11 protein-coding genes are annotated in these 12,773 nt (G+C 59.1%); 10 read left to right on the plus strand and 1 reads right to left on the minus strand.

From position 1 onward, the window contains the following. The first annotated feature begins 2 nt into the window (after window positions 1-2). The 9 genes from U3654_RS14650 to U3654_RS14690 all read left to right on the plus strand — a co-directional run bounded on the left by U3654_RS14650 (window position 3) and on the right by U3654_RS14690 (window position 8,771). Window positions 3-506 (plus strand): DUF421 domain-containing protein, encoded by a 504-nt coding sequence (locus tag U3654_RS14650; RefSeq protein ID WP_324752288.1) that lies wholly within the window; start codon window positions 3-5, stop codon window positions 504-506. 153 nt (window positions 507-659) lie between these two features. Continuing rightward, the gene (locus tag U3654_RS14655; protein WP_324752289.1) at window positions 660-1,334 is read left to right on the plus strand and encodes a 50S ribosomal protein L25/general stress protein Ctc; all 675 of its coding nucleotides are present in this window, start codon (window positions 660-662) and stop codon (window positions 1,332-1,334) included. Window positions 1,335-1,491: 157 nt separating this feature from the next. Then, window positions 1,492-2,238: an aminoacyl-tRNA hydrolase gene (gene pth / locus U3654_RS14660; protein ID WP_324752290.1), complete on the plus strand. Its 747-nt coding sequence runs from the start codon at window positions 1,492-1,494 to the stop codon at window positions 2,236-2,238. Between the two features lie 70 nt (window positions 2,239-2,308). Further along, window positions 2,309-2,680 (plus strand): DUF2237 domain-containing protein, encoded by a 372-nt coding sequence (locus tag U3654_RS14665; RefSeq protein WP_324752291.1) that lies wholly within the window; start codon window positions 2,309-2,311, stop codon window positions 2,678-2,680. Between the two features lie 149 nt (window positions 2,681-2,829). Then, a complete protein-coding gene (hdhA, locus tag U3654_RS14670; protein WP_324752292.1) occupies window positions 2,830-3,597 on the plus strand; it encodes a 7-alpha-hydroxysteroid dehydrogenase in 768 nt (255 codons plus the stop codon). Between the two features lie 397 nt (window positions 3,598-3,994). Then, the gene (locus U3654_RS14675; RefSeq protein ID WP_324752293.1) at window positions 3,995-6,664 is read left to right on the plus strand and encodes a molybdopterin-dependent oxidoreductase; all 2,670 of its coding nucleotides are present in this window, start codon (window positions 3,995-3,997) and stop codon (window positions 6,662-6,664) included. Between the two features lie 75 nt (window positions 6,665-6,739). Beyond that, window positions 6,740-7,177 (plus strand): pseudoazurin, encoded by a 438-nt coding sequence (locus U3654_RS14680; protein ID WP_324752294.1) that lies wholly within the window; start codon window positions 6,740-6,742, stop codon window positions 7,175-7,177. A 329-nt stretch (window positions 7,178-7,506) separates the two neighbouring features. Beyond that, a complete protein-coding gene (locus U3654_RS14685; protein WP_324752295.1) occupies window positions 7,507-8,214 on the plus strand; it encodes a Crp/Fnr family transcriptional regulator in 708 nt (235 codons plus the stop codon). After that, window positions 8,211-8,771 carry a DUF4202 domain-containing protein gene (locus U3654_RS14690; RefSeq protein ID WP_324752296.1) on the plus strand — a complete coding sequence of 187 codons (561 nt, stop codon included), beginning with the start codon at window positions 8,211-8,213 and terminating at the stop codon, window positions 8,769-8,771. The genes U3654_RS14685 and U3654_RS14690 overlap by 4 nt, the downstream gene beginning before the upstream one ends. Before the next feature lie 59 nt (window positions 8,772-8,830). Here U3654_RS14690 and U3654_RS14695 read toward each other — a convergent pair whose 3' ends face one another. Further along, the gene (locus tag U3654_RS14695) at window positions 8,831-10,882 is read right to left on the minus strand and encodes a 4Fe-4S binding protein (protein WP_324752297.1); all 2,052 of its coding nucleotides are present in this window, start codon (window positions 10,880-10,882) and stop codon (window positions 8,831-8,833) included. A gap of 109 nt (window positions 10,883-10,991) precedes the next feature. On the opposite strand from U3654_RS14695, the gene U3654_RS14700 reads away from it, so the two are divergent. Beyond that, window positions 10,992-12,746, plus strand: coding sequence for a cytochrome D1 domain-containing protein (locus tag U3654_RS14700; protein ID WP_324752298.1), 1,755 nt, complete (start codon window positions 10,992-10,994; stop codon window positions 12,744-12,746). The last annotated feature ends 27 nt before the right edge of the window (window positions 12,747-12,773 follow it).

Here is a 12,773-nt window from a genome sequence, read left to right on the forward strand (position 1 = left end):
TCATGCAACTTCTTAGCATCGCAGGACAAACTCTGCTGGCCGTATTCGCTGTCATCCTTCTGGCGCGGCTTAACGGGCTGCGCTCGTTCTCCAAAATGTCGAGCTTTGATTTTGCGCTGACGGTCGCGGCGGGGTCGGTGCTGGCCACGATGATGACCAGCGCCGAGACGCCTTGGCCCGGTCTGGTCGCGTTGATCACGCTCTTTGTCGCGCGTTATGCGATCTCCGCGTTGCGCAAGCGGTGGTCGCTGGCTGCGTGGCTGACCGACAATGCCCCGCTGATGCTTTACTACGAGGGTCGCCTTTTCGAGGAGAATCTGACCCTGTCACGCGTCACCCGCAACGACGTGCGCGCCAAGCTGCGCGAGGCGAACGCCATCAGCCCCGGCTGCGTGCGCGCAGTTGTGCTGGAGGCTACTGGCGACGTCAGCGTGCTGCATGGCGAGACGCTGGATGAGGACGTGTTGAAGGATGTTTCATGGGGACGCGTGCCGCCGCCCGAGTGACTGACGACGCGCCTTGCGCCGAGGAGTCACTAAAGAGGCGCCCGCACGCGACATTCCCCCCTTCCCAATCAAGCCCAAATCCTCTATGGCCACGGCTTCACGCGGGGCTACAGCCTTGGAGGAGCCCCGCCCTTAATGTATGGAGAATTACACATGGCTGGAGAAATTCCTGATCTTCACGCCCAGGAACGCACGGGGACAGGCAAGGGCGCCGCTCGTGCTGCACGCCGCGAAGGCATGGTTCCTGGTATCGTTTTTGGTGGTGACAACGAGCCGTTGCCGATCAACATCCCGTTCAACGTGCTGCTCAAGCGGCTCAAGCAGGGGCGATTCCGCTCGACACTGTTCAACCTGAAGGTCGAAGGCCACGACGACGTGCGCGTCATCTGCCGCGACGTTCAGCGTGACGTGGTCAAGGATCTGCCGACTCATCTGGACCTGATGCGCCTGAAGCGCACGACCAAGATCAACCTGTTCATCCCGATCGATTTCCAGAACGAGGAAGAATGCCCGGCCATTGCCAAGGGCGGCGTCATGACGACGATCCGCGGCGAAGTCGAGCTGTTGGTAACTGCGGGCGACATCCCCGAGGCATTGATCGTCGACATGACCAAGCTGGTGGACATCGGCGATACCATCACGATCTCCGATATCGAGCTGCCCAAGGGCGCCGAGCTGGTGATCAAGGATCGCGATTTCATGATCTGCAACGTGTCGGCCCCCTCGGCCCTGAAGTCTGATGGCGAAGACGAGGACGATGACGTCGACGCAGATGAGGTCCCCGCGACCGAGCAGGTCGACAATGCACCCGAGGGCGCCGAAGAGTAATCTTTGCCCCCGCGTATCGCAAGAATATGGAACGCGGCCCTATCATGGGGCCGCGTTTTTCGTTTTTGGCGCGGCACCGCCCAAGTGCGGCCGGTTCCCAATTCAAATCCGCGCTGAAACCCGCTAGACCGAACTCAGCCAAACCACGAGGGGCGTCATGCTGATCTTTGCAGGGCTGGGGAATCCCGGCGCGAAATATGCCGGCAACCGGCACAATATCGGCTTCATGGCGTTGGACCGCATCGCGGCCGATCACGGCTTTGGGCCGTGGAAGTCCCGCTTTCAGGGCGTGGCCAGCGAAGGGCGGCTGGGTGACGCCAAGGTTTTGCTGCTCAAACCCGCGACATTCATGAACCTGAGCGGTCAATCGGTCAGCGAGGCCATGCGCTTTTTCAAGCTGGAGGCGCCGGATATCACCGTTTTCCACGACGAGATCGACCTCGCCCCCGGCAAGGTGCGCGTCAAGGATGGCGGCGGCCATGCGGGCCATAACGGCCTGCGCTCAATCCACCAACATATCGGCCCGCATTATACCCGTGTGCGCATGGGAGTCGGCCATCCCGGCCGCAAGGAGGCGGTGCCGGGTTATGTCCTGCACGATTTCGCCAAGGCAGATCAGGACTGGCTGGACGACGTGCTGCGCGGCTGCTCGGACGGCGCACCGCATCTGGCCGCAGGCGATGGCGGCAGGTTTCAGAACGCCGTTGCGCTGCGCACCGCGCCGCCGCGTTCATCCGGTGGCACCGCGGGCAAGGGCGCGAAGCCCGAGGGCGGTGCCAAAGCTGCACCCCAGCCCAAACCTCAGCCCAAACCTCAGCCCACGCCCCAACCGAACCCTGAGCCAAGCCCGGAGCCCAAAGACACGCGCAGCGCGCTGCAAAAGCTGGCCGACAGGTTTCGCTGAAAGCCGCGCTTTGCCAGTTGTCCGCCTTGCGCTAGGCTAGGTTGAGCGAGGCGAGAGAAAGGCCCAAATCATGGAAAAAGACGCATCCATCAACGTCCTTGGCGACACGCTCACGCCTTGTTCAGTTCGGGATCCGGTCACCGGATTTTTCCGCGATGGCCATTGCAACACCTGCGCCGAGGATCGCGGCAGTCACACGGTCTGCGCCGTGATGACAGCCGAATTTCTGGCCTTCTCCAAATATCTCGGCAACGATCTCAGCACGCCCAGGCCCGAATTCGGCTTTGCCGGGCTGAGGCCGGGCGATCAATGGTGCCTGTGCGCCGCGCGCTTTGTTCAGGCCTACGAAGAAGGCTGCGCACCACGCGTCCACCTCGCCGCGACACATCAACGCGCGCTCGATATCGTGCCGCTGGCGATGCTGCGGGCGAATGCATCATGAGACTGCAGGCCTAACAGGTCGAGACGTAAACATGATCGCCTAAAGGCGGCGTTGTGACGGAAAATCGCGGTGTGACCCATTTGCAGACGCAACAGGTCGGCTCTGCACCCTATTCGACATCCTCTCAAACCATTCACAGGAACTATCACATGTATGATCCCGCACAGTTTACACTCAACGGCGACGTAGCAGTTGTAACCGGTGGCGGTGCAGGCATCGGTCGCGCCATTGCCGAAACGTTCGCCGCCTCTGGTGCCAGCGTCATGGTCAGCGATCTGGATCTGGGCACCGCGCAGGCCGTTGCCGATGGCATCGAAAAGGCGGGCGGCACCGCCGCTGCCGTTGCCTGCGACGTGACCAAAGAGGACGATCTGGAACAGTTGGTGGCGCAGACTGTCGACCGCTTTGGCAAGCTGACGATCCTTGTCAGCAACGCGGGCGGCGGCGGGCCAAAGCCCTTTGACATGCCGATGGAGGATTTCAGACGCGCCTTCGATCTGAACGTGTTCTCGCTGTTTCGTCTGGCGCAGTTGGCCGCGCCTGAGATTGAAAAGGCCGGGGGCGGTTCGATCCTCGCCATCACGTCGATGGCGGCCGAGAACAAGAACAAGCGCATGGCAGCCTATGGTGCGTCCAAGGCGGCGACCAGCCATCTGGTGCGCAACATCGCCTTTGACCTTGGTCCCAAGGGCATCCGGGTGAACGGCATCGCGCCGGGCGCGACCCGCACCGATGCGCTAAAATCGGTTCTGAACGACGATATTGAGGCCAAGATGCTGGAGCATACGCCGATCAATCGTCTGGGCGAACCTGAGGACATGGCCAACGCCGCGCTGTTTCTCTGCGCGCCTGCCGCCGCATGGATCAGCGGACAGATCCTGACCGTATCAGGCGGAGGCGTGCAGGAGCTGGACTGACCGTCAACAACCGGCGCGCGCAGAGGCGTGAGCGTGCATGTGATGATTGCTGACCGCCGGGCGCTGTCACGCAACTGGTGTTTCCAGAGCGTGTCCTGCTACGTCAAGCCAGCCAAGGGCCTGCGCAATATCGGCGCAGGTTTCGCGCGCAGGGGCCCTCCATCATCTATTTTATTGGTCGGTTGCTTGCTGTCAAATATGGCCCGAAAAACTCACATTGGGCAATGCTGCGGTTAATACTGGAGACCCTAAATTATCCAGCCTTTTCATATTGGTATCGCATTGATGACGTTGACCATCAGTTTATCAGCAACATTCGCGCCGCGCACTTGATCTAGATCAACGTGCCAAGAACGTGGAGCTATACGTTCCGCGATGCAATTTTGGAGTGTATCTGATGACTTTTCCTCAGCCAACACGACGCCGCTTTCTTCAGGGGGGCGTTGCCGCGCTCGGGGTCTCGCCCCTGCTAAACTCGACTGCACTTGCAGGTCTGGATACCAACTCCTTCGCAAGCCGCGTGTTTCACGCCAGCCATTTCGGGCCGTTCGAGGCCGTGGTCAAGGATGGCACGCTGATCAATATCAACACTGTGCCAGAGCTGGATGCGCAGCCGACCGAGATGCTAATGTACGGCATCAAGGACCGCACCTACGACAAGTCGCGCATCGACTATCCGATGGTGCGCAAATCCTACCTCGAGAATTGGGAATCCGGCGATACCAAACCCGAATTGCGCGGCAAGGAACCTTATGTGCGGGTCGACTGGGAAACCGCCTTTAGCCTGACCGCCAAAGCGCTGCTGGACACGGCCAGCAATCACGGCAACGAGGCGATCTTTAGCTCGTCCTACGGCGGCTGGGCCAATGCGGGCAACTTCCGACCCAACGTGATGCAGGGCCGCCTGTTGAACCTGATCGGCGGCTGCACCAATACCCAAGGCGACTGGTCGGCGGGTGCGTCGCAGATCTGCCTGCCCCGCGTCATTGGCGATATGGAAGTTTACTCCGCGCAGACCGCTTGGGAGGTGATCCGCGACAACACGGAGGTTTTCGTGCTAGTCGGATGCGATCCGATCAAGAACAACAGAATCGAATATACCGTTGCCGATCACCAGATGTCCGGCCCATGGGCGCAGATCCGTGATAATGGCTGCCAGTTCGTCTCGATCAATCCGCAGCGCACGCCGTCGGACGAATACCTGAACGCCGATTGGGTCAGCATCGTGCCCAACACCGACGTCGCCCTCTTTAGCGCCATGGCGTTTCATGTTCTGGACAAGGGGCTGGAAGATCGCGAGTACCTCGATAAATACACTGTCGGCTCGGACAAGTGGATCGCCTACATCAAGGGCGAAACCGACGAGACTCCCAAAACACCGGAATGGGCCGCGGCCATCACCGGGATCGACGCCGACAAGATCCGTGAATTGGCCGAACTTATGGCCACCAAGAAAACCGAGATCGCCGGCGCATGGTCGCTGCAACGCGCCCAGCACGGCGAGATGACGCATTGGGCCATCGTCAACTTTTCCGCATTGTGCGGCCAGATCGGCAAGCCGGGCCAAGGCGTCGGGTTTTCGTGGCACTATGGTTCCGGCGGCATGCCCGCATCGGGAAAATCCACACCAACCGGCCTTAGCCAAGGACGCAACTGGGTCAAGGGCATCTGCCCCGCCAGCCGCATTACCGAGATGCTGGAAAACCCGGGCGCGGAATTCATCTATAACGGCATGACCGGCACGTATCCTGACGTCAAAATGATCTACAACGCCGGCAACAACTTTATGTCGCACCAGCAGGACACGAACCGCCTGATCCGTGCGCTGGAAAAGGTCGAAACCATCGTCAGCGTCGACGTCTGGTGGACCGCCGCGACCCGCTGGGCCGATATTGTGCTGCCTGCCTGCTCGACTCTGGAACGCGACGACATCAGCGTCGGCGGCACCTATTCCAACGACAAAGTCTATGCGATGAAACAGGTGATCGAACCCGTCGGCGAAAGCATGTCGGACTATCACATTTGTGAGGGCCTGGCCGACAAGTTGGGGTTGTGGGCACAATTCACCGACAGCCTTGATCTGATCGACCATATCGAGGCGGCCTACAACCGTTCAGGCGCGGCCCAGCACACGTCGTTCGAAGAGTTCTGGGAAAAGGGCTATGCCCTTCAGGAGGTGCCGGAAGAGGCCCGCAACTGGACGCGGCATGGCGATTTCTACACCGATCCCGTCGAAACCCCCCTGCACACGTCATCAGGCAAGATCGAGATGTTCTGCGAGGAAATCGCCGGCTTTGACATCGACGATTGCCCCGGAATGCCGGTCTGGATGGAAAAGCACGAGTATCTCGGCAACGCCAAGGAAGGCCAGCTGCACGTCGTCAGCCCGCACCCGTGGTATCGCCTGCACAGCCAGATGGACCAGTCCGAAACGCTGCGCGAACTTTACAAGATCGAGGGCCGCGAGCCGGTGCGTGTTAACACTCAGGATGCCGCCGATCGTGGCATCGAAAACGGCGATCTGGTCGAGCTTTATAACGACCGTGGTACCATCATCGTCGGCGCCATCCTGTCCGACGACATCATGCCGGGCGTCGTGTCAGTCTATGAGGGCGGCTGGCCGTCGCTGGACAGTAAGGGACGCTGCAATTCGGGGCTGGTGAATTTCCTGACCTCTACACAGCGGTCCTCGGGCCTAAGTCAGGCGACCACGGCGAACACCGTGCTGTGCAGCATGCGCAAATGCGAAGACCCCGAGGGGCCGAATATGGCCTATGAAAAGCCCGAGATCATCGAGGATTACGAACTGAGCGAAATCGACGAGGAATTGCTCGGTCTCGACCGCGTTGCATCAATCACCGAATTGCTGCTGGCCGATGCCACGCCGGGCGAAAAGATCTTCTACGAGCGGTGCACAGTTTGCCACGGCCCACGCGAGGCGTCGCACTTTACCCAGAACCAGTGGAAGGGCATCACCCCCTCGATGTTCCCCCGCGCCGGACTAGATGAAAATGAGGCGACACTTGTGATGGAGTTCCTCATGGAAAACTCCTCCGACGCGCCCTAAGTGCCACAGTAGGCGCTTGAACAACGTCCCCGCTGCGACACCTTTGCAGCGGATTCCAACCAAGAAGGAAAAGAAATGACTATCAAGACAATCATCGCCGCATCGCTTCTGGCACTTGCCCCCGCTCTTGCCTCTGCCGAAGTGCATGAGGTCCACATGCTGAACAAGGGCGAAGCCGGAATGATGGTGTTCGAACCGCACTTCGTCTCTGCCGCAGTCGGCGATACCGTCAAGTTCATCCCGACAGACAAGGGCCACAACGCCGAAAGCATGAAGGGCATGCTGCCGGACGGCCAAGAGAAATTCGTCGGCAAGATCAATCAAGAGGTCGACGTCGAACTGACCGCCGAGGGCGTTATCGGCGTGGAATGCAAACCGCATCTTGGGATGGGTATGGTCATGGTCATTCAGGTCGCCGACGCGCCTGTGCCTGATGATTTCATGGAAGCGAAGATGCCCAGAAAGGCCAAAGAGACTTTCGAAGAAATCCTGACCGAAAACGGGCTTAACTGATCTAAGACCGTCAATTTAAGACAGGCCCAAATGGCACCAGCCAATGCTCAGCGATTTCTGCATTGGGCCTGTCGCATTTTTTGCCCCGCTAGCCGCCATGTTCGGTCGCCAAGAAGGCGCGGGTTTCCGCAACGGGTCGCTACAAGCGTGAACGGACACGGGCCAGAAGTTCATTCATATTTAAGGGCTTGGCCGGCCCGCATAGTAAGCCGAAAGCAGCCATCGCCCTGCGGTATCAGGGCATGGCACCCAATTGCGCCTTTCTTTCCGGGGTCAGTCATGTTTTCTTTAGTCCCATTGCCGAGCAGCGCATTGCAGGAGATTCAGGTATGGTTCTGCCTCTGGACAGACAGATCGCCAAAGACTCTGTATTGATGCGAACCCTACCGGATCATGTCGTCGACACCCTTTTGGGCGACGCTAAAACCCAACAATATGGCCGCGGCGAAACCGTGTTTTTACAGGGCGAAACGGCCCATGTGATTCATATTGTCGTTGATGGCTGGGTCAAACTCTATCGTGTCGCCCTTAATGGCAACGAGGCGATCGTGAACGTGTTTACCCGCAGCCATAGTTTTGGCGAAGCGGTGGCGTTCAAACAAGAAGACTACCCAGTCTCGGCAGAGGCCGTAACTGATTGCAAGCTGCTGCTGATCCCGGCCCGCTCGCTTGTCGCGATGATGAAGGAAGAACCCGAGTTGTGTATTGCCGTGCTGGCATCAACCTTTCAGCACCTGCATAAAATGGTGTCTCACCTGGAGCAGATCACCGCCCAGACCGGCGCGCAGCGGGTCGCGGCATTCCTTCTAGATCTGAGCAATGGCGACAGCGGTAGTTGCATGGTCACCCTGCCCTATGACAAAATTCTGATCGCCGGACGCTTGGGCATGAAACCAGAAAGCCTGTCGCGGGCATTTTCCAGACTGGGAAAAGTAGGTGTTAAAATCACTAGAAATCACGCCTCTATCAGCGATGTTGATGCGTTGCGAAATTATGCCAGCGTTGATCCCGCCACCGCCTGGAACAAAGCGCTGTGACTGCGCTAGCCGTTGCATTTGCGGCCATTGACGCTGCCAACGCCAGCGACCCCAATGAGGTGGACGGACACCCCGCCAGCCTGCTTTACGGCCAGCGGATGACAGCCGAGCAGATCAGGCTGTTCCCGGATGCTCGCGAGGCGCTGCAAATTGCCGCGCGAGGGCAACATATCGAACGCTGGGTTCTTAGCCGGGCGGACTTTCCCGAGGGGCGCGAAGGCTATCTGACGTGGCGTCGTGATCTGGCCCATCATCATGCCCGCCGCATCGGCGAAATCATGGCCAGTGCAGGCTATGACCAGCACGAGATTGATGCGGCGCATCGCATGCTTCTGAAGCAGGGGATCAAGCGCGACGCGGACGTTCAGGCGCTGGAAGATATAATCTGTTTCGTATTTCTGAGATGGTATTTCCAACCTTTTTCCAGCACGCAAAGCCCCGAAAAGCTGCAACGTATCGTGCAAAAGACGGCGCGCAAGATGTCGGCTGAGGCCCGCGCCCTTGCGCTGGACACATTTGACTTACCACCGCCGTTTGATGGGTTTTTCAAAGATTGAAGCGCATCAGGTAGCGCAGGGCAGGCATATCCCGCCTGATCCGGCAGCCTTTGGCCAAATCACCCCGCATTGGTGCGTGCCCTGCGTTTAAGTACCGGGCAGGTATGCGGGTCATACATCACCACCTGACAGCGCAGACAGAGCACGCATTCATTGGCATTGATCCGCCCCAGCGTATCTATTGCACCCACCGGGCATTTGGTTTCGCAGAGCCTGCATTCCCGACCACATTGCGGACGCCGGTGCAGCCAGTCGAATATTTTCAACTTGGCAGGAATCGCCAGCGCCGCGCCGAGGGGGCACAGGAAACGACAATAGAACCGTTCGATGAACAGCCCCGCTATCAACAACACCATAACAAAGGCGACAAACGGCCACGCCCGGATCATTCGCATGGAAATCGCGGTCTTGAACGGTTCGGCCTCCGCTAGGATCAGCGCGTCGCGCATCGAATAGAACGACAGCGCAAGTATCGCCATAAAGAGGGTGTATTTGATTATCCAAAGCCGTTCATGCAACGCAGGAGGCACTGTGATCTGCGGCACGCCCAACCGGCGGGCCACCAGATTGGACAGCTCTTGCAGGGCACCAAACGGGCATAGCCAGCCACAAAAAACGCCCCGGCCCCAGAACAACAGCCCCAGCGCCACCCCCGCCCACAGGGTGAAGATCACCGGTTCAATCAAGAACGTCTCCCACCTGAAACCGGTCAGCAGCGATTGCGCAAAGGCGACCACCTGCACCACGGATAATTGCCCGTTCAATACCCAACCCAGCCAGACCAGTGTGAGGCTTAGAAAGCCCACTCGGATGCCGAGCCACAGGCGTTTGCGGCGCACCAATGGTTGCTGGAAAAGAAGGATCAGGGTCAGGGATATCTGCATCGCGGCGACACTGATCACCGCGAACTTCTTTTCCGCCCAAGTGCGATGCCACAACGGGGCCGCCTCTGGTGGTGGAGCCTGCACAAACTTTGCAGGCAATTGATAATCCAATGGTATCGAGAACGACAGATCGTTGCCCGAGGCCGCCGGGCGGTCTGCCGTCAGCATCAGCGTGAAAGGCTGCGCCGGATCAAATCCGGTATCGCTTATGCGGAACAGGCTGCGCTCCTTGAAAGGGGGGGCATCGTCGAGGGCCAGCTTGTCGATCCGGGAATAGCCCTCGTCGGTCAGCGGGTATTCCACACCGCCCTGCATCAACGTCAAGCGGTCGAAAACACCGCTACGCCGCCATTTAGTGCCGCGGTGGGAGTATAGCCCGTGTGAGCCAACAAACAGAATATGCTCATCCGGTCCCAGAGTAGCAGCAATTCTATTGAACTGTTGTTCGCCCAGAATATTGCGTCCGATTGTCGGCGGATCGCCCAGCGCCACCCAAAGTGCGACAAAGGGTGCCGTACCTTCTAAAATCTCGGGCTTTGCGTCTGGCATCGCTGCGCGCGCGTCGCTTAGCGTCACTGTGCTGGCGCGAACTGCGCCCATTGCGTCAAGTTCAGTCCAACTGTGCGGCTCGAAACTCAGCCTGTCGATACCGCCCCCCGGCACAAGCCCCCGACCGATTGCCAGCAACCGCGCAGTTCGCAGGATTGAATCGCGGATAACGCCAGTCGTTACCGTTGCGCGGGAAATGATGTCAGGCATATCGGGACCGGTCCCAGTGCCTTCGGGGTCCAAAAGATCAACGCCGGAAAAACCCGCAACAAACCGCTCAATGTCCTCGTCGGACAATCCCAGCGTCAGGATCGGCTCGCTGTGGCGCACCAACTGCGCGCCCGAAATGGTGCCCTCTGGGGACACCGCCACCAGAACATCCAGCGGACGTCCCGAGTAGCCAACTGAATGGATCACTTCCCAAGTCGACGCGATATGCCCAATGTCTTTTGCGCCTTGGGATACTGACCATCCCGGCACAGCGGCATCAATGCGCGTGACGTTCGGCAGGTCCTCTAGGCCGAACAAGGATGCGGCCGCCTCGCGGGTCGGCGGAATTATAGCCGCTTCATCCCAAGTGGCCGGGCGGGCACCCTGAGCAGAAGCCACGCTTGGCGCGAAAACTCCGCCCACAAGGAACAGCAGACCAAAGACCACGAGAAAGACAGATCGCACCATGTCCCTTTCTGCACCTCCGATGACGTGCCTGCCTTAACGAAAGTCAAGGACGCCGCTCTGGGCCGACGTCACGATTGCACCAGCCTCACCCGTCAATGGAGAATCCCTGATGAAACCCAGAACGATCAGATGCCAAGCATCGCTTTACCTCAGTGCAGCGATGGCACTGGGCCTTTCAGTAACGGGCGCATCCGCGCAGGAAAAGCCAAAGGACCACGCTGATACAGCAGCGGACATGTATGTGCCGTCGATGACAACGCTCGGTGAAATTCAGGTCGAAATTCCGGGCCGCAAGCCCGACGATCCCGTCATGACGGATGAGGAATTCCAGCGATCAACCAAGATCTATTTCGAACGCTGCGCGGGCTGCCATGGCGTGCTGCGCAAGGGCGCGACCGGCAAGGCGTTGACCCCCGACATCACGCGCGAAAAAGGGTTCGATTATCTGCGCGACTTCATCACATATGGCTCGCCCGCGGGTATGCCCAACTGGGGCACATCGGGGGATCTGACGGAAGAAGACGTCGATATGATGGCCCGCTACATGCTGCTCGAGCCGCCAGCCCCGCCAGAGTTCGGCATGGAAGACATGCGTGCCAGCTGGAAAGTGCACGTCGCCCCCGAGGATCGTCCCACCGAGAAGATGAACGATTGGGACATCGACAACCTGTTCTCGGTCACGCTACGCGACTCGGGCGAAATCGCCATGATCGACGGGGCGACCTATGAGATAAAAAAGATCCTCAAGACCGGGTACGCCGTGCATATCAGCCGGATGTCCGCCTCGGGGCGCTATCTGTTCGTGATTGGCCGCGATGCCAAGGTCAACATGATCGACCTCTGGATGGAAAGCCCGGACACCGTCGCCGAAATCAAGGTCGGTGCCGAGGCCCGTTCGGTAGAGACATCGAAGTTCGAAGGTTATGAGGACAAATACGCCATTGCCGGTGCCTATTGGCCCCCGCAATTCGTGATCATGGATGGTGATACACTGGAACCTCTGCGGATTAAATCCACCCGTGGAATGACCTATGACGAACAGACCTATCACCCCGAGCCTCGCGTGGCCGCTATTCTTGGTTCGCACTACAAGCCCGAGTTTTTGGTGAACGTCAAAGAAACCGGCAAGATCATGATGGTGGATTATTCAGACCTCGAAGCGCTGAAGATCACCGAGATCAACGCCGAACGGTTCTTGCATGATGGCGGTCTGGACAGCTCCCAGCGGTACTTTCTGACCGCAGCCAACGCCCGCGGCAAAGTGGTGGTGATCGACACCAAGGAAAGCAAGCTGGTCGCGGTAATCGAAACCGATGGCGAAACACCGCATCCCGGCCGTGGGGCCAACATCATCCATCCGACATACGGGCCGGTATGGGCCACCTCGCATCTGGGGGATGATACCGTCGCGCTGATCGGTACTGACCCCGAGGGCCATCCGGAACATGCGTGGAAGATGGTGCATCAGCTCTACGCGCTTGGCGGTGGATCGTTGTTCGTCAAGACCCACCCTACATCCGAGCATCTCTATGTTGACGCGACGCTGAACCCGGACGCCGAAACCTCAGGGTCGGTCGCCGTGTTCAACATCGCGGATCTGACCGAGGAAGAGCCTGACTACACAGTGCTTCCCATCGTGGAGTGGGCCGGGATTGCCGAAGGCCAGCCCCGCGTCGTGCAGGGCGAATTCAACAAGGACGGTAACGAGATCTGGTTCTCTGTCTGGAACGCCAAGGATCTGGAATCGGCCATCGTCGTTGTCGACGACAAGACGCTTGAACTCAAGCATGTGATCAAAGACCCGCGCCTGATCACGCCCACGGGCAAGTTCAACGTCTACAACACACGCGCCGACGTCTACTGACGCGAATCTTTCGGGGGCCGCTTTAGT

The organism is Roseovarius sp. Pro17 (genome assembly GCF_035599575.1).
Taxonomy (GTDB): domain Bacteria; phylum Pseudomonadota; class Alphaproteobacteria; order Rhodobacterales; family Rhodobacteraceae; genus Roseovarius.

Coding starts and splice junctions, on each gene's coding strand:
- U3654_RS14700 (WP_324752298.1), top strand. CDS start 10,992: ATGAAACCCAGAACGATCAGATGCCAAGCATCGCTTTACCTCAGTGCA.
- pth (WP_324752290.1), top strand. CDS start 1,492: ATGCTGATCTTTGCAGGGCTGGGGAATCCCGGCGCGAAATATGCCGGC.
- U3654_RS14685 (WP_324752295.1), top strand. CDS start 7,507: ATGGTTCTGCCTCTGGACAGACAGATCGCCAAAGACTCTGTATTGATG.
- U3654_RS14675 (WP_324752293.1), top strand. CDS start 3,995: ATGACTTTTCCTCAGCCAACACGACGCCGCTTTCTTCAGGGGGGCGTT.
- U3654_RS14680 (WP_324752294.1), top strand. CDS start 6,740: ATGACTATCAAGACAATCATCGCCGCATCGCTTCTGGCACTTGCCCCC.
- hdhA (WP_324752292.1), top strand. CDS start 2,830: ATGTATGATCCCGCACAGTTTACACTCAACGGCGACGTAGCAGTTGTA.
- U3654_RS14650 (WP_324752288.1), top strand. CDS start 3: ATGCAACTTCTTAGCATCGCAGGACAAACTCTGCTGGCCGTATTCGCT.
- U3654_RS14655 (WP_324752289.1), top strand. CDS start 660: ATGGCTGGAGAAATTCCTGATCTTCACGCCCAGGAACGCACGGGGACA.
- U3654_RS14695 (WP_324752297.1), bottom strand. CDS start 10,882: ATGGTGCGATCTGTCTTTCTCGTGGTCTTTGGTCTGCTGTTCCTTGTG.
- U3654_RS14665 (WP_324752291.1), top strand. CDS start 2,309: ATGGAAAAAGACGCATCCATCAACGTCCTTGGCGACACGCTCACGCCT.